Source organism: Paraburkholderia sp. J67, assembly GCF_905220265.1.
Taxonomy (GTDB): Bacteria; Pseudomonadota; Gammaproteobacteria; order Burkholderiales; family Burkholderiaceae; genus Paraburkholderia.
The window spans coordinates 26,017-40,516 of record NZ_CAJMZK010000044.1 but is presented as its reverse complement, the minus strand read 5'-3'; the positions used below and the strand labels follow the sequence as shown (position 1 = coordinate 40,516).

Here is a 14,500-nt window from a genome sequence, read left to right as displayed (position 1 = left end):
GGCTGCAGGCTGCACCTTCATCCTGAAGCCTAGCGAGCGCGATCCGTCGGCGTCGCTCTTCATGGCGCGTCTGCTCAAGGAAGCCGGTCTGCCCGATGGCGTGTTCAACGTCGTGCAGGGCGACAAGATCGTGGTCGATGCGCTGCTCGCGCACCGCGATGTGAAGGCGGTGAGCTTCGTCGGCTCCACGCCGATCGCCAACTACATCTACGAAACCGGCGCGAAGCACGGCAAGCGTGTGCAGGCCCTGGGCGGCGCGAAGAACCATATGGTCGTGATGCCCGACGCGGATATCGAACAGACCGTCGACGCGCTGATCGGCGCGGGTTACGGTTCGGCGGGCGAGCGCTGCATGGCAATCTCGGTCGCGGTGCTGGTGGGCGACGTGGCCGACAAGATCGTGCCGCGTCTGGCCGAGCGCGCGAAGACGCTGATCGTCAAGAACGGCATGGAAGCCGATGCCGAAATGGGCCCGATCGTCACGCGCCAGGCGCTGGAGCGCATCGAAGGCTATATCGCGAGCGGTGTCGAGGAAGGCGCGACGCTGGTGGTCGATGGCCGCGGCCTCAAGGTGCCGGGTCACGAAGAAGGCTTCTTCACGGGCGGCACGCTGTTCGACAACGTCACGCCGGAGATGCGCATCTACAAGGAAGAGATTTTCGGCCCGGTGCTGGCCTGCGTGCGCGTCGACGACTTCGCGCAAGCCGTCCAACTGATCAACGATCACGAGTTCGGCAATGGCGTGGCCTGCTTCACGCGTGACGGCAACGTGGCGCGCGAGTTCGGCCGCCAGATCGAAGTGGGCATGGTAGGCATCAACGTGCCGATTCCGGTGCCGATGGCCTGGCACGGTTTCGGCGGCTGGAAGCGCAGCCTGTTCGGCGACATGCACGCTTATGGCGAAGAAGGCGTGCGCTTCTACACGAAGCAGAAGTCGATCATGCAGCGCTGGCCGGAAAGCACCGAAAAGGGTGCCGAGTTCACGATGCCCGTTGCGAAGTAACCCCGCGAAGTAGAACCGCTGCTTGCCGCCTGATCAAACGTCAAGCGGCAAGCAGCGCGGCAGCAATCTCGGCGACGCGCAGCACATGCGCCGTCGCCGCTTCTCTTGCGCGCTCGCCATCGCGTGCGCGAATCGCCGCGACAATCTCGTTCATCTCCGCCACGGCCTGGCGGCCACGATCGTCGGACGCAATCGTCATGGCCCGCAATCGGTCGATACGCGCGTTCAGACTCTGCACGATCTCCCACGCCACCGACCGCGCGCCGCTATCGAACATCTGCTCGTAGAAGTGCGCCGTGAGTTCGCGCACGGCCGCATGGTCGTGCGACGCGAAGGCGCGCTCGATACGCGTGACGCAGGCGGCCAGACGCTCAACGGTCGCGGCGTCGCCGCGCAGCGCGCAGGATTTCGCCGCATCGCCTTCCACCAGTGCGCGAATCTCGTAGATCTCGGCCGCCGTGCTGGCGTCCAGGCGCGCGACGATCGGCCCCTGGTTCGGCAGCGTATCGACCAGCCCTTCGGTTTCCAGATGCCGCAGCACTTCGCGCACCACTGAACGGCTCACGCCCAGTTCTTCGCAGAGCGTGCGCTCGACGAGCCGCTCGCCCGGCGCGAAATGCGCGTCCAGGATCGCTGCGCGCATCTTCTGCAACGTGAGTTCGCGCAGCGTCGCCGTGGGCCGCTCGACGCGCAGCGAAGCGGGCGTTTGCGCCAGATCGTTCATCATGCGTGCGCAAACAGGCGCGTGTCGCCCGCATCCCATTCGACCACCGCCTGCGAGCCGATCGCGAGGCCGCTATCGTGGCGTTGCGCGGCGGGCAGGCGGATCGAGATTTCCTGCGACCAGGGCGTGGCCACCGCATAGTGCATGGCGTCGCCCAGATACGTGATGTCGCGCACCGTAACAGGCAGGCCAGCCGCCGTGCCGTCGCGCTGTGACGTGAGGCGCATCTGCTCGGGGCGGATCATCAGCGTGCCGTCGTCGCCCGCCGCGAGCGCCGGATTGAAGTTGCCGCACGCCAGCGCGTGACCGTTGGGGAACACGCCATTCGCGAGCCCATCGCGGCTCGCCGTCACTTTCACGGGCAGGAAATTCGAATTGCCGATAAAACCCGCCACGAAGCGCGACGCCGGGTTCGCATAGAGTTCCTCGCCGGTACCCACCTGTTCGATGCGCCCCTTGTTGAACACCGCAATGCGATCGGACAGGCGCAGCGCCTCTTCCTGATCGTGCGTCACGTAGAGAATCGTCACGCCCGTCTCCTGATGGATGCGGCGCAGTTCGAGCTGGATCTCCTCGCGCAGTTTCTTGTCGAGCGCCGAAAGCGGCTCGTCCATCAGCAGCACGGGCGGATCGTAGGCCAGCGCGCGCGCGATCGCCACGCGCTGCTGCTGGCCGCCGGAAAGCTGCGCGGGCATGCGGTCGCGGCATTCGGACAGATGCACGAGCGCGAGCATCTTGTCGACTTTCGCCTTTATTTCGGAGTCCGGACGACGGCGCACGCGCAGCGGAAACGCCACGTTCTCGCCCACCGTCAAATGCGGAAACAGCGTGTAGCGCTGGAACACCATGCCGATGTTGCGCTTGTTCGGCGCGACCGCGAGCAGCGGCTTGCCGTCGAGCAGCACGCGCCCTTCGGTGGGCTCCTGAAAGCCCGCAACGATATAGAGCGTCGTGCTCTTGCCCGAGCCGGACGGCCCGAGGAAGGTCATGAACTCGCCCTTGCGCACGTCGAGTGACACGCTGTCGATGGCGACCACGTCGTCGTAGGTCTTGCGCAGGCGCTGGATTTGCAGGAATGCGGCAGTCATGGCTTACGTCTCCGGGAGCGGTTACTGGATCGCCTGACGGGCGCGGCGCAACAAGGCGCTCGCCAGCATCAGCAAGGTGGTGAGCGCCACGAGCAGCGAGGACGCCGCCGCCACCACGGGCGTGAGGTCCTGGCGCAGCGTCGCCCAGATACGCACGGGCAGCGTTTGCAGCGTGGGGCTCGACATGAAGATCGACACGACCACTTCATCCCACGAGGCGAGGAACGAGAAGATGGCGGCCGCAACGAGACCCAGGCGGATCGCGGGCAGCGTCACGCGCCACTTCACGGCGAGCGGCGACGCGCCGCAAATCAGCGCAGCATCTTCGAGCGCGGTGTCGAAACCCGAAAGCGAATTGCTGATGGCGATGATCGCGAACGGCAGCGCGATGATCAAATGGCCGATCACGAAGCCCGTCATCGTGCCCGCGAGGCCGATGCGCAGGAAGAACGCATAGAGCGCGACCGCGAGCACCACCACGGGCAGCACCATCGGCGTGAGGAAAAAGGCCTGCACAGCAGCGCGCCCGCGAAACTTGCCGCGCACGAGCGCCAGCGAAGCGAGAAAGCCCAGCGTGACGGAGAGCACCGTGACGATCACCGCCAGCTTCATGCTGGTCATGAGCGAGTCGATCCAGCCCGCGTCCGTGAAGAGCTGGCGATACCACTCCAGCGTCCAGCCCGGCGCGGGAAACGCCAGCCATTGAGAGTCGCCGAACGAGAGCGCGACGATAAACACAATCGGCAGCAACAGGAACAACGCCACCAGCGCGCCGATGCCAACGAGCAGCACGCGTACCGCACCAAGACGATCGAAGTCGAGCAACATGTCAGCGTCCTCCCAGGCTTTGGCGCGCGCTGCCCGTGAAGCGCAGTTGCAGCGCGTAGAGGCCGAGCGTCACAACGAGCAGCACGAACGCGGCCGCGCCCGCCAGACCCCAGTTCAACAGTTCCTGCACGAGCTGGGCGATCAGTTCGGCGAGCATCATGTACGACGGGCCGCCGAGCAGCGCGGGCGTGACGAAGTAGCCGAGCGCCATCACGAACACCATCAGCGCGCCCGAGGCGATGCCCGGCATCGCGAGCGGCACGAGAATGCGCCAGAACGCCTGCCAGCGGCTCGCGCCGCAGACGGCGGCGGCGCGCAGCGTGGCGGGATCGATGCCGCGCAGCGTCGCGTGCAGCGGCATCACGAGAAACGGCAGCATGATGTAGGTCATCCCCACCGTCACGCCAATCAGATTGTTCACGAGCGTGAGCGGCTGGTCGATGATGCCCAGCGCCATCAGCAGGCGGTTGATCGGGCCGGTCTGCTGCAACAGCACCATCCAGGCAAAGGTGCGCGCGAGCAGGTTGGTCCACATCGAGAGCAGCAGGATCGAGAACAGCGTCGTGCTCAGCCAGCGCGGCGCGATGGCAAGCAGCCAGGCAGTGGGAAAGCCGATCGCCACGGTCACCACGGTGACCACGCCCGCGACCAGGAAGGTGTTGCCGAACACACGCAGATAGGTGGTCGAGCCGAGCAATTGCGCGTAGTTGTGCAGGCCGGGCGTCGGCTCCATCACGCTGCGCAGCAGCAGCGACAGCACCGGTAGCACGAAAAAGATGGCGAGCAGCAGCAGCGCGGGCGCAAGCAGGCGCGCGTTTCGCCAGTTGCGCCGCTTAGGCGGCGCGTGAACCGGCGCCTGGGCGACGGTGCTCAGTAAGTTAGGCATGATCTCTCCCGATCCGCTTCGAAGAATGCGCGCGGCGCGCGCCGTGTTTCCGTGCCTGGCACGCCAGCCGCGCGCGCCCGGCTTACTTCGCCTGCCACGCGTACCAGCGCTTGGCGATGGCGTCGCGATTGGCGGCCCAGTACTTCATGTCGAGGTTGATCTGCGACTGCGTGAACTGGTCGGGCAGCGTCTTGGCCACGGCCGGGGTCATCAGCGCGGCCGATTTCACGTTGATCGGCGCGTAACCCGTATCGGCGGCGAACTTCGCCTGCGCCTGCGGACTCGTTGCGGCCGCAAGGAACTTGAGCGCTTCGTCGCGATGCTTCGCGCCCTTCGGGATCACCAGCATGTCGGCGGCCGTGAGGTTCTGGTTCCACGAGATGCCCACCGGCACGCCTGTGGCCTGCAATGCGTGCAGACGGCCGTTCCAGAACATGCCCATTGACGCCTCGCCCGAGGCCAGCAACTGCTGCGACTGCGCGCCGCCGCTCCACCAGACGATATCGCCCTTGATGGTGTCGAGCTTCTTGAACGCGCGGTCGAGATCAAGCGGATAGAGCTTCGCGGGCGGCACGCCATCGGCCAGCAGCGCGATTTCCAGCACGCCCGGCGCGGACCATTTATAGAACGTGCGCTTGCCGGGGAATTTCTTCGTGTCGAACAGGTCGGCCCATGTGGAGGGCTGCGCACCCTTGAACGCCGACTTGTTGTAGCCGAGCACGAACGAGTAATAGAAACTGCCCACCGCTTGCGGCGACGAGAAACGCGGATCGAGTTCGTCCTTCTTCACCACCGAATAATCGATCGGCTCGATCAGGCCGTCTTTGGCGGCCGCGTAAGCGAAGTCGCCTTCCACATCCACCACGTCCCAGTTCACGTTGCCGCTTTCCACCATCGCCTTGAACTTGCCGTAATCGGTCGGGCCGTCCATGAGCACGTTGATGCCCGTGGCCTGCGCGAAGGGCTGCGCCCAGTTCTTCTGCTGCGACGACTGGGTCGTGCCGCCCCAGCTGGCGAACACGATCGGATCGGCGGCCAGTGCGGGCGCGGCCGCCAGCATCGCCGCACCGGCCGCGATCAGCGGCGCGGCGTACAGGGTCCATCTGCTGCTCATGACTTTCTCCACGGATCAAGGACTGCGAGGTGAATGCGTGACAACGAAAAGAATGGGCGAAGCGGCGCGCGAACTCAGCGCGGGGAAAACGCGGGCATGACCTCCGAGATGAACAATTCGAGCGACTTGCGCTTGCGCTCGAAACTCATATGACTGTCGAGCCAGAAGCTGTACTGGTCGTAGCCCAGTTCCTCGTAATTCTTCAGGCGCTCGATCACCTGCTTCGGCTCGCCGATCACGAGGTTCTTGCGGATCGCCTCAGCCGAGTACTGCGGGAACATCTGCGTGTCCGCATCCGTCAACGGCTCGATAAAGCCCTGTTCGATGGGCCGCTCGTTCTTGAACCACTTGCTGAAGTAGCGATAAAAGCGCGCGAGGTCTTCCACGGCCGCGTCCACTTCCTGCGCGTTCGCGCCAACGAAGGTGTGCATCAGCATCATCACCTGCGGGCGCGGCACCTCCGGATGCGCGGCGCACGCGGCGTTGAAGCGCTCCATCAGGCTCACGACTTCGGCGTCGCCTTGGGCGAGCGAGGTGACCTGCACGTTGCAGCCGTTGGCGACGGCGAACGCATGCGAGTTGGGGTCGCGGGCCGCCAGCCACATCGGCGGATGCGATGCCTGCACGGGACGCGGCACCGGCGTCGTCGCGGGCCACGACCAGAATTCGCCCTGATGCGCGTAATCGCCCTTGAAGAGCTTGCGCAGCGCGGGCACCAGTTCCCGCATGCGCGCGCCCGCGCTCATCGCGTCGAGCCCCGGCAGCAGACGCTCGTATTCGAACGAGTACGCACCGCGCGCGATGCCCAGATCGAGTCGCCCGTTGCTCGCCACATCGACCATGCCCGCTTCGCCCGCGAGTCGGATGGGATGCCAGAACGGCGCGATCACCGTGCCGGTCCCCAAACGAATGCGCGATGTTTTCGCCGCGAGATACGCGAGATTGACGAAAGGGTTCGGCGCAATCGTGAATTCCATGCCGTGATGCTCGCCGATCCACGCGGTCTCGAAACCGCCGCGCTCCGCCAACAACACCAGCTCCGTGAGCTCGTCGAACAACTCGCGATGCGACGTGCCGGTGTCGTACCGCTCCATATGCAGGAACAACGAAAATTTCATGATGGGGCCTCTCGTGTCTCGATCCGCAATCAGGTCATTCGCGTCAATCAGGGCGCGCGCCGTGTTCAGGCCAGCGCGAGCGTCTGCACCGTGCCGGCTTCGCTGTCGCCGACGTACACACCGAAGGCGTCTTCGTGACGCTCCTTCACATAGCGTTCGAGCATCGAGCGCTCGGCCGGGTCGCTGAGCGCGTCCCACGGCACCTGCGAAAGCGGGACGATATGCAATTCGGGCGCGCTCATGCCGCGCTGCGCGACCACGCGGCCGCGATAGAAAATGCGCACGCCGTCGCGGTCTTCGTCGTGAGCGTGGTCGTGATCCTGGTCGCGACGCGGGTTCGATTCGAACACGGCAAAAATGAAGTCGAGGTGCGCAACCAGGCCCAGACGCGCGAGCACGCCGCGCAGGCTCTTCGGATCGTCGGCGGATTCGAGGCGCGCGCCGCGCGGCAGGCGCAATCCGTCCTTCGTTTCGAGCAGCACGATGCCGTCCGTGTGTTCGAGGATCGCGCCCACGTGGGCGTGCTCGCTCGCGGCAGTTGCGGCAATCGCGTCCTGAGAGAGGCTGAAGTTCACATACGCTCCCCGGCAATAGCCGAGCGGCGAGACACCCGTGTGCGCGAAATCGAGCACGCGACCGAGCAGGATGATGTGGTCGCCCGCATCGACGACTTCATGGGTGGCGCAATCGAAATGCGCCGCCGCACCGTGCATGATCGGTGCGCCCGTCGCGCGCGCCTGCCAGGCCACCTGCGCGAACTTGTCGGTGCTTTTCGAGGCGAACACGCCGGAGACATCCTTCTGGTCCTCCGCCAGCACGCTCACCGCGAAGTGCGACGTCTGCGAGAACACGCCGTAGCTCGATGCGCTCTTCGCGATGCAGACCAGCACGAGCGGCGGATCGAGCGACACCGACGTGAACGAATTCGCCGTAAAGCCGCGGGGCGTGCCGTCGGCCTGGATCGTCGTCACGACGGTGACGCCGGTGACGAAGGCGCCGAGCGCGCGGCGGAAACCCTGCGCGTCGAAGGTATCGGATTGGGGTGAGTGATCCATCTCGGACTCCTTATGGACAGCTGGCGTGGCCGGCGATGTCCCGTTTTGCATGCCCCTCAGCGCAAGCACAGCCTCCTGGCGCTCTCCTGGCAGGTCGCCGTCGTCTAGCGAACCCCGAGGTGTGGTGGCCTGCTGCGTGATTCGTGTTGCATGAGATTATGGTATGCCATGTTACGGCGGACAAAAAGCACGTCAATATTATGGAATACCATGATAGATATGATGATGAGCGGATACTGGTGATGGGGCCAGTACGCGTGAACGACAGGAGGAAGGCGGGCAGAACGAGCGCTGGCGTGGCGAGGAGAGTGCCAGGGAACGGCGGTGACGTAGCGGCGGGCGACGCTTTCTAAAGGCCAACAGGAATCGCACGCCTCGCGTAACATGCCGACACCATCCGATTCACTGCTCTATCGCCATGTTTCCGCTGATCGCCACCGCCTCCCTGCTCGTCATGATTTATGTGCACATGAGCATCCCGCGCTTCACATCCACACGCCGCAAGCGCTTCATCGCGCATGCGGTGCTGCTCGCGGTCGGGCTGGCGTTCGGGACGATCTCGGCGATGCTCTCGGGGACCGTCGCGCCGCCGTGGGTCGTGATTCTGGGCGGCATGGGCATCGTGCATCTACCCGCGATGTATGTGCTCGTGCTCAAGCGTTTCAGGAACGAAGGGCAGAGCTGATGTTCGAACCTGTCGCGCTCTCCACTGCGCGCCTGCTTATTCGCGCCCGCTTCGTCAAAGCGATGCGCGCACGCGGTTGATGGTCGCCGGTGCAGCCTTGAACACTAGTCCGCGGCGTGCACGGTCCAGGCCACGAGACGCATGACGATCGGCCTCACGATCAGCACGCACACGAACGCCGCAGGCATCGCTACACGGTAGGCATTCTTCACGTTTTCCATGTAATGCGCGTCCAGGCCGAATTCGGCGAACGTAATTACGAGGCACATCAGAAACGCCATGATCGTCGCCATGTACAGCGCGAAGACATAGGGCGTCAAACGTCTCGGAAAGCGGATTCGCAGCACGTTTTGCGACGTTCTTGTGATCATCGGCGGAAACCTCGAAGGCATCGGTCAGTTGAAGGAGCGGCCAGCGTAGCAAGCCGCCCTCTGTCCCGGTAGCGGCACATCGCTTGATTCATTCTTAAGTAAAATCAACGAATTCAAGCGATAGACTGACGCGACGATGAACGTTCTGGCTCTGATCAACAGCTTTATCCGCGTGGTCGAATGCGGCAGCATCGCGGCGGCGGCGCGTGCCCAGGGCATGAGCCCGGCCGCGGTTAGCCAGAACCTCTCGCGGCTCGAGGCGCATCTGAACGTGCGCCTGCTCTCGCGCACGACGCGCAGCATGGCGCTCACCGATAGCGGCGCGCGCTACTACGAGAAAGTGCGCCACATTCCGCGCGATCTCGAACTCGCCTCGCAGGCAGCGGCGGGCGCGGACGAGCCGCAAGGGCCGCTATGCGTCGCCACGACGGCGGCGTTCGGCCGCCACGTCCTCGCGCCACTGATGCCCGCGTTCAAGGCAGCGCATCCGCGCATCGACATCGAACTCATCAGCACCGACCGGCGCGTCGATCATCGGCTAGAAGGCGTCGATGTGAGCTTGCGCATCGCCGCGCAGCTCGACGAGCGGCTGATTGCACGACGCATCGCGTCGCGGCCGTTCGTGGTGTGCGCGTCGCCGGGCTACCTTGAGCGCGCGGGCGTGCCTGATTCGCCGGAAGCGTTGAAGGATCACGCGTGTCTGGTGTTCCGCTATCCGACCGACGGGCGCTTTCTGCCGTGGGGATTCGTGCGCGATGGCCAGCGTTTCGAGGCGCAGCTCAACGCGCAATTCGTCTGCGACGATATCGACATGCTGGCGCAGATCGCCGTGAATGGCGGGGGCATCGCGCGGCTGGCGAGCTTTGTCGCGCAGCCGTTGATCGATAGCGGCCGACTGCTGCCTTTGTTCGAGGCGACCCAGCGCAGGCAGGCCTATGCCGAACCGGAGCCGATGGAAATTTACGCCTGCGTTGCGGAGCGCTCGGCGCTCAATGCCAAGGTGCGCGCGCTGATTGCCTTTCTCGAAGCAGCGCTGGAGGGCGACGCGAAGTCGCCCGTCGCCTGACACCGCCGCCTCAACACGTCATCGCTCGAACTGCTCGACGATCGCGTCGACCACGACGCGCACACGCGAGGTTCGCGCGAGATCCTCGTGCAACACCAGCCACGCTTCGTAGGGCGCGGCCCGCCTGCGTTCGGGCCAGATGCGGACCAGTTCGGGATGACGCTGCGCCATCCAGGTGGGCAATTCCGCCAGTGCCAGCCCCGCGCGCACGAACGTGCTGAGCATCAGGCTCGAATCCAGTTCCGCGACGACACGACCCTGCGTGATCGGTTCGCCAACCAGCGTCCCCACTTGCCGCTTCGTCACACCGCGTTGATAAAGCGCGATTTCGTGGCCCGCCAGCGCCTCACCTTCGCGCGGTTGCCCGTGCCGCGCGACGTAGCTGCGCGACGCGTAGAGCCCCACGTCCCAGCTTCCCAGCCGCCGCACGATGAGCCCCGCCTGCTCGGGGCGCTCCGTGCGAACGGCCACATCGGCTTCACGCCGCGCGAGATCGAGCAGGCGCGGTGTCGTGCTCAAGATCGCACGCACGCCCGGATGCCGCGTCTGCAGACGCTCGATCGCCGGGACCACGAAGTCGACGCCGAGCGTGTCGGTGGTCGTCACGCGCACCTCGCCCTCGACGCGCTCGTCCGCGCCTTCGCTGCGGCGCTCGAACGACACCGCCAGACGCTCCATCTCTTCGGCGGTCTGCAAAACCTGCTCGCCGCTTTGGGTCAGAACGAAACCCGCTGTCGTGCGCAGAAACAGACGGCTGCCGAGCGCAGCTTCGAGACCGCCCAGACGCCGCCCCGCCGTGGTCTGGTCAATGCTCAATTGTTGAGCCGCGCCGCGCAGCGTTCCCGTGCGGTGGATAGCGAGAAAAATGCGAACGTCGTCCCAGTTCATGGCCAAAGTCAACCTGCAAAATTGCAGCCTGTGGTTGCGATTGCGTGCATTTTCACATGAAGAAACGCGCTCTAGCATGACGGCTCCCCCACTCTGCGCGCCAAGGAGCCTGTTCGTGCCACGCCTTTCGTTCATTCTCTCCGTTGCGATGCTCAACGCCTTCGGCCTGATCGCCTCGGATGTCTATCTACCCGCCATGCCGCAGATGGCCGCCGATCTGGACATCGCGAACTGGCAAATGCCGCAGACCGTCTCCGTCTATCTGCTGGTGCTGGCCATCGCGCAGATTGTCTATGGTCCGCTTTCCGAGCGGTTCGGCCGCAAGCCGGTCCTGTACGCAGGCATCGCGCTCTACCTCGCTGGCTCGCTCGGTTGCGCGAGTGCGACGGGCTTCGGCGCCTTCCTCGCCTGGCGCATGGTGGAGGCCGCTGGCGCTGCTGCGGGTCTGGTGATCGGACGCGCATTGATCGCCGATACCTGCGATAGACGGGCATCGGCCAAGGTCTACGCCATCGTCTATCCGCTCGTTTCGCTGTCGCCAGCGCTTGCGCCTGCCGTGGGCGGCTATCTCGCAGCGGCGTACGGCTGGCATGCGGATTTCGTGTTTATCGCGGTGTTTGCAGTCGCGGCGCTCTTGATGACGGCGCGCTTCATACCGGAAACGCTCGCACGCGAACAGCGCAAGCGCCGCTCGCCATTTGCCGGATTCGCGCCGGTGCTGCGCGATCGCACCTTCCGCCGCTACACGCTCGTCGTGTGCTCGATTTACTGCGCCTGGTTCGTCTATCTGACGCAGTCGCCCTTTGTATTCGCGCGACTGGGACTGGGCGAAGCGCAAAGCGGTTGGCTCTATCTGCCGCTGACGGCGGGCATCGTCACAGCGAATCTGCTGACACGCCGATGGCTCGATCGCTGGTCCTACGACCGCCTCGTGACAACAGGCGTGGTGAGCTTCACGCTGGGTGGACTCGCGTTCATGCTCGTCGCCCTGCATGGGATGGGGAGCGTGGCAGCCGTGGTGCTGCCGATGTGTCTCGTGAGTCTCGCGAACGGCTCGTCGCTGTCGCTGGCCGTCTCCGGCGCGGTGGCCGGATCTCACGGCCATGCGGCGAGCGCTTCCGCACTCGTGGGCTTCTTTCAGATCGGCAGTTCGGCGTTGATGGCGAGCGCGATCAGCGCGGTTTTCGGCACGGGGCCGCTCGTGCTCGCCGCATCGATTTTTCTGTTCTCGTTGCTGGCGCTCGCGACCTGTCTTCCCGTGCGTGCAGCCACGCGCTGCGCAGGGTAAGCGCTCGAAGCGTCGAGCTTGCAGGCACCACTGTCCGATGCCTGCGCGTCCCGTTACGCTTCGTCCGCCTCGCCCAGTTTCTCGAGCGCTTCCATCGCCAGTTGCGCCGTGCGACGAATATGCACCGACGACGCCTTCGCCGCCGCATCGCCGTCATGGCGCTCGATGGCGTCGAGCAGCGCGTTCATCTCGCGGTTCGATTCGCCGCTGCGGCCAGGCGTGGCGATGGTCAGCGCGCGCAGCCGGTTGATACGCGCGTTGAGCGTCTTCACGACGCCCAGCGACACGTTCTTGCCCGCGCCATCGAACATCGCATCGTAAAAGCGCTCGGTGTAATCGAGCACGCGCGGCAGATCCTGTTCGACGAAGGCCGCTTCGATCACGGCGCGCAACTCGCGCAGCCGCGCGACGAGCTCCGGCGTGGAATGTTCGGCGCAGGCGCGCGCCGCGTGCGCTTCGAGCAGGCCGCGCAGTTCGTAGATCTCGCCCACCTGCTGCGGATCGAGACGCGCGACGATCGGCCCCTGGCGTCCGACGGTCTCCACGAGCCCCTCGGTTTCCAGATGGCGCAGCACTTCGCGCACGACGGTGCGGCTCACGCCGAGTTCGTCGCACAGCGTGCGCTCGACGAGGCGCGTGCCCGGGCGAAAGTAACCCTGCACGATCGCGCCGCGCAACTTGTCGAGCGTGAGTTCGCGCAGCGTCTTGGCATTACGGTCGATTTTGAGGTCGGACATGGACGGCGGACGGCTGGAAAAAGGGATAAAAGATGGCAAGATACACGAGCAGGCGGCGCGTGCTGCGCCCGCCTGCCCGTGGCATGCCATATTATGCCTTCTCCCGCCCCGCCGCCCAACGACAACGGTGCGCCGCCGCTTACGCGTGGTAGGCCGTCTCGCCATGCGAGCTGACGTCGAGCCCTTCGCGCTCGCCTTCCTGATCGACGCGCAGGCCAAACACCATGTCCACCAGCTTGAACGCGACGAACGACACGACCGCCGACCACACGAGCGACGTGCCCACGCCCCAGCATTGCGCGATCATCTGGCTGGCCATGTCGTAATCGCCCACCTTGTTGGCCACATAGTCGTAGACGCCCGTGCCGCCCAGGCGCGGCGAAGCGAACACGCCCGTGAGCAGCGCACCCGCAATCCCGCCAATGCAGTGCACGCCGAACACGTCGAGCGAATCGTCCACGCCCAGCAGACGCTTGAGGCCGTTCACGCCCCAGTAGCACAGCGCGCCCGCGATCAGGCCCATGACGATCGCGCCCATCGGCCCGACGAAACCACACGCGGGCGTAATAACGACGAGGCCCGCAATCGCGCCCGACACCGCGCCGAGCATCGAAGGCTTGCCCTTGAGGCCCCACTCCACGAAGGTCCACGACACCGTGGCCGCGCAGGTCGCCAGCAGCGTGGTGACGAAGGCAAGCGCAGCCGCGCCGTTGGCTTCCAGGTTCGAGCCGACGTTGAAGCCGAACCAGCCCACCCACAGCAGCGAGCCGCCGATCATCGTCATCGTGAGGCTATGCGGCGCCATGTGTTCGCGGCCATAGCCCACACGCTTGCCGATCATCACCGCGCCCACCAGCGCGGCAATGCCCGCGTTGATATGCACGACGGTGCCGCCCGCGAAGTCGAGCGCACCCTTCTGGAACAGGAAGCCTGCGGTGGCGTTGGCCTTGTCGGCGGCAGCAGCACTCGTGTAGGCGTCCGGGCCAGGCCAGTACCAGACCATATGCGCGATCGGCAGATACGAGAACGTGAACCACAGCACCATGAAGGCCAGCACGGCCGAGAACTTCGCGCGTTCCGCAATGCCGCCGATGATCAGCGCGGGCGTGATCGCCGCGAAGGTCAACTGGAACGAAACGTAGATGTACTCGGGAATCACCACACCCTTGCTGAAGGTGGAGGCGGTGGTATCGGGCGTCACGCCCGCGAGGAACATCTTCGAGAAGCCGCCGAAGAACGCATTGCCTTCCGTGAACGCGAGGCTATAGCCATACACGGCCCACAGCACGCCCAGCAGACAGAAGATCACCAGCGTCTGCATCAGCACGGACAGCATGTTCTTTGCGCGCACCATGCCGCCGTAAAAGAGGCCGAGACCGGGTGCGGCCATCATCACGACCAGCAGCGTCGCGACGATCATCCAGGCGGTGTCGCCCTTGTTCGGCACGGGCGCCGCAGCCCCCTGCGCCCACGCGGGTAGCGCGAGCGCCAGCGCACTGATCAGTGCGAGTAGTTTGCCCAAGCTCTTCATTGCACGATCCTGTAGAAAGGCGTCCGGCAGCGCTCGCCGCCCGTGAAAAGCGGAAAGCGCGCCGTGACGGCCTGGTGTGGTGGACTACATTCGGATGGATGGCGCGCGCATCGCTGCA

15 protein-coding genes are annotated in these 14,500 nt (G+C 65.2%); 4 read left to right on the top strand and 11 right to left on the bottom strand.

From position 1 onward, the window contains the following. The coding region (mmsA, locus tag U5782_RS39715; protein ID WP_322049334.1) for a CoA-acylating methylmalonate-semialdehyde dehydrogenase at positions 1–1,003 on the top strand (1,003 nt) is incomplete at its 5' end. A gap of 40 nt (positions 1,004–1,043) precedes the next feature. Here the strand turns inward: mmsA and U5782_RS39710 are convergent. The 7 genes from U5782_RS39710 to U5782_RS39680 form a co-directional block, all read right to left on the bottom strand. Beyond that, the gene (locus U5782_RS39710) at positions 1,044–1,730 is read right to left on the bottom strand and encodes a GntR family transcriptional regulator (protein ID WP_322049333.1); all 687 of its coding nucleotides are present in this window, start codon (positions 1,728–1,730) and stop codon (positions 1,044–1,046) included. Further along, the gene (locus U5782_RS39705; RefSeq protein ID WP_322049332.1) at positions 1,727–2,815 is read right to left on the bottom strand and encodes an ABC transporter ATP-binding protein; all 1,089 of its coding nucleotides are present in this window, start codon (positions 2,813–2,815) and stop codon (positions 1,727–1,729) included. Before U5782_RS39705 ends, U5782_RS39710 begins: the two co-directional genes overlap by 4 nt. Positions 2,816–2,836: 21 nt before the next feature. Continuing rightward, positions 2,837–3,643 carry an ABC transporter permease gene (locus U5782_RS39700; protein ID WP_322049331.1) on the bottom strand — a complete coding sequence of 269 codons (807 nt, stop codon included), beginning with the start codon at positions 3,641–3,643 and terminating at the stop codon, positions 2,837–2,839. Position 3,644: 1 nt separating this feature from the next. Then, positions 3,645–4,529, bottom strand: a complete 885-nt coding sequence (locus U5782_RS39695) for an ABC transporter permease (RefSeq protein WP_322049330.1) — start codon at positions 4,527–4,529, stop codon at positions 3,645–3,647. An 82-nt stretch (positions 4,530–4,611) separates the two neighbouring features. Then, a complete protein-coding gene (locus U5782_RS39690) occupies positions 4,612–5,643 on the bottom strand; it encodes an ABC transporter substrate-binding protein (protein WP_322049329.1) in 1,032 nt (343 codons plus the stop codon). Positions 5,644–5,717: 74 nt separating this feature from the next. Beyond that, entirely contained in the window at positions 5,718–6,761 is a 1,044-nt protein-coding gene (locus tag U5782_RS39685; RefSeq protein ID WP_322049328.1) for an LLM class flavin-dependent oxidoreductase, read from the bottom strand. 65 nt (positions 6,762–6,826) lie between these two features. Beyond that, the gene (locus U5782_RS39680; RefSeq protein ID WP_322049327.1) at positions 6,827–7,816 is read right to left on the bottom strand and encodes a flavin reductase family protein; all 990 of its coding nucleotides are present in this window, start codon (positions 7,814–7,816) and stop codon (positions 6,827–6,829) included. A gap of 418 nt (positions 7,817–8,234) precedes the next feature. Here U5782_RS39680 and U5782_RS39675 point away from each other — a divergent pair, with 418 nt between their 5' ends. Next, the gene (locus tag U5782_RS39675) at positions 8,235–8,501 is read left to right on the top strand and encodes a hypothetical protein (RefSeq protein ID WP_322049326.1); all 267 of its coding nucleotides are present in this window, start codon (positions 8,235–8,237) and stop codon (positions 8,499–8,501) included. Positions 8,502–8,605: 104 nt separating this feature from the next. Here the strand turns inward: U5782_RS39675 and U5782_RS39670 are convergent, their stop codons facing one another. Next, a complete protein-coding gene (locus tag U5782_RS39670; protein WP_322049325.1) occupies positions 8,606–8,872 on the bottom strand; it encodes a DUF2798 domain-containing protein in 267 nt (88 codons plus the stop codon). 136 nt (positions 8,873–9,008) lie between these two features. Between U5782_RS39670 and U5782_RS39665 the strand changes: the two genes are divergently transcribed. After that, positions 9,009–9,938 carry a LysR family transcriptional regulator gene (locus tag U5782_RS39665; protein WP_322049324.1) on the top strand — a complete coding sequence of 310 codons (930 nt, stop codon included), beginning with the start codon at positions 9,009–9,011 and terminating at the stop codon, positions 9,936–9,938. 18 nt (positions 9,939–9,956) lie between these two features. Here U5782_RS39665 and U5782_RS39660 read toward each other — a convergent pair whose 3' ends face one another. Further along, the gene (locus tag U5782_RS39660) at positions 9,957–10,826 is read right to left on the bottom strand and encodes a LysR family transcriptional regulator (protein ID WP_322049323.1); all 870 of its coding nucleotides are present in this window, start codon (positions 10,824–10,826) and stop codon (positions 9,957–9,959) included. Between the two features lie 115 nt (positions 10,827–10,941). Between U5782_RS39660 and U5782_RS39655 the strand changes: the two genes are divergently transcribed. Continuing rightward, positions 10,942–12,114 carry a multidrug effflux MFS transporter gene (locus U5782_RS39655; RefSeq protein WP_322049322.1) on the top strand — a complete coding sequence of 391 codons (1,173 nt, stop codon included), beginning with the start codon at positions 10,942–10,944 and terminating at the stop codon, positions 12,112–12,114. Between the two features lie 53 nt (positions 12,115–12,167). On the opposite strand, the gene U5782_RS39650 is transcribed toward U5782_RS39655, so the two are convergent. Continuing rightward, positions 12,168–12,851 (bottom strand): GntR family transcriptional regulator, encoded by a 684-nt coding sequence (locus U5782_RS39650; RefSeq protein ID WP_322049321.1) that lies wholly within the window; start codon positions 12,849–12,851, stop codon positions 12,168–12,170. A 139-nt stretch (positions 12,852–12,990) separates the two neighbouring features. Next, positions 12,991–14,382: an ammonium transporter gene (locus tag U5782_RS39645; RefSeq protein ID WP_322049320.1), complete on the bottom strand. Its 1,392-nt coding sequence runs from the start codon at positions 14,380–14,382 to the stop codon at positions 12,991–12,993. Between the last annotated feature and the right edge of the window lie 118 nt (positions 14,383–14,500).

Coding starts and splice junctions, on each gene's coding strand:
- U5782_RS39675 (WP_322049326.1), top strand. CDS start 8,235: ATGTTTCCGCTGATCGCCACCGCCTCCCTGCTCGTCATGATTTATGTG.
- U5782_RS39680 (WP_322049327.1), bottom strand. CDS start 7,816: ATGGATCACTCACCCCAATCCGATACCTTCGACGCGCAGGGTTTCCGC.
- U5782_RS39670 (WP_322049325.1), bottom strand. CDS start 8,872: ATGATCACAAGAACGTCGCAAAACGTGCTGCGAATCCGCTTTCCGAGA.
- U5782_RS39645 (WP_322049320.1), bottom strand. CDS start 14,382: ATGAAGAGCTTGGGCAAACTACTCGCACTGATCAGTGCGCTGGCGCTC.
- U5782_RS39700 (WP_322049331.1), bottom strand. CDS start 3,643: ATGTTGCTCGACTTCGATCGTCTTGGTGCGGTACGCGTGCTGCTCGTT.
- U5782_RS39660 (WP_322049323.1), bottom strand. CDS start 10,826: ATGAACTGGGACGACGTTCGCATTTTTCTCGCTATCCACCGCACGGGA.
- U5782_RS39650 (WP_322049321.1), bottom strand. CDS start 12,851: ATGTCCGACCTCAAAATCGACCGTAATGCCAAGACGCTGCGCGAACTC.
- U5782_RS39710 (WP_322049333.1), bottom strand. CDS start 1,730: ATGATGAACGATCTGGCGCAAACGCCCGCTTCGCTGCGCGTCGAGCGG.
- U5782_RS39690 (WP_322049329.1), bottom strand. CDS start 5,643: ATGAGCAGCAGATGGACCCTGTACGCCGCGCCGCTGATCGCGGCCGGT.
- U5782_RS39685 (WP_322049328.1), bottom strand. CDS start 6,761: ATGAAATTTTCGTTGTTCCTGCATATGGAGCGGTACGACACCGGCACG.
- U5782_RS39695 (WP_322049330.1), bottom strand. CDS start 4,529: ATGCCTAACTTACTGAGCACCGTCGCCCAGGCGCCGGTTCACGCGCCG.
- U5782_RS39705 (WP_322049332.1), bottom strand. CDS start 2,815: ATGACTGCCGCATTCCTGCAAATCCAGCGCCTGCGCAAGACCTACGAC.
- U5782_RS39665 (WP_322049324.1), top strand. CDS start 9,009: ATGAACGTTCTGGCTCTGATCAACAGCTTTATCCGCGTGGTCGAATGC.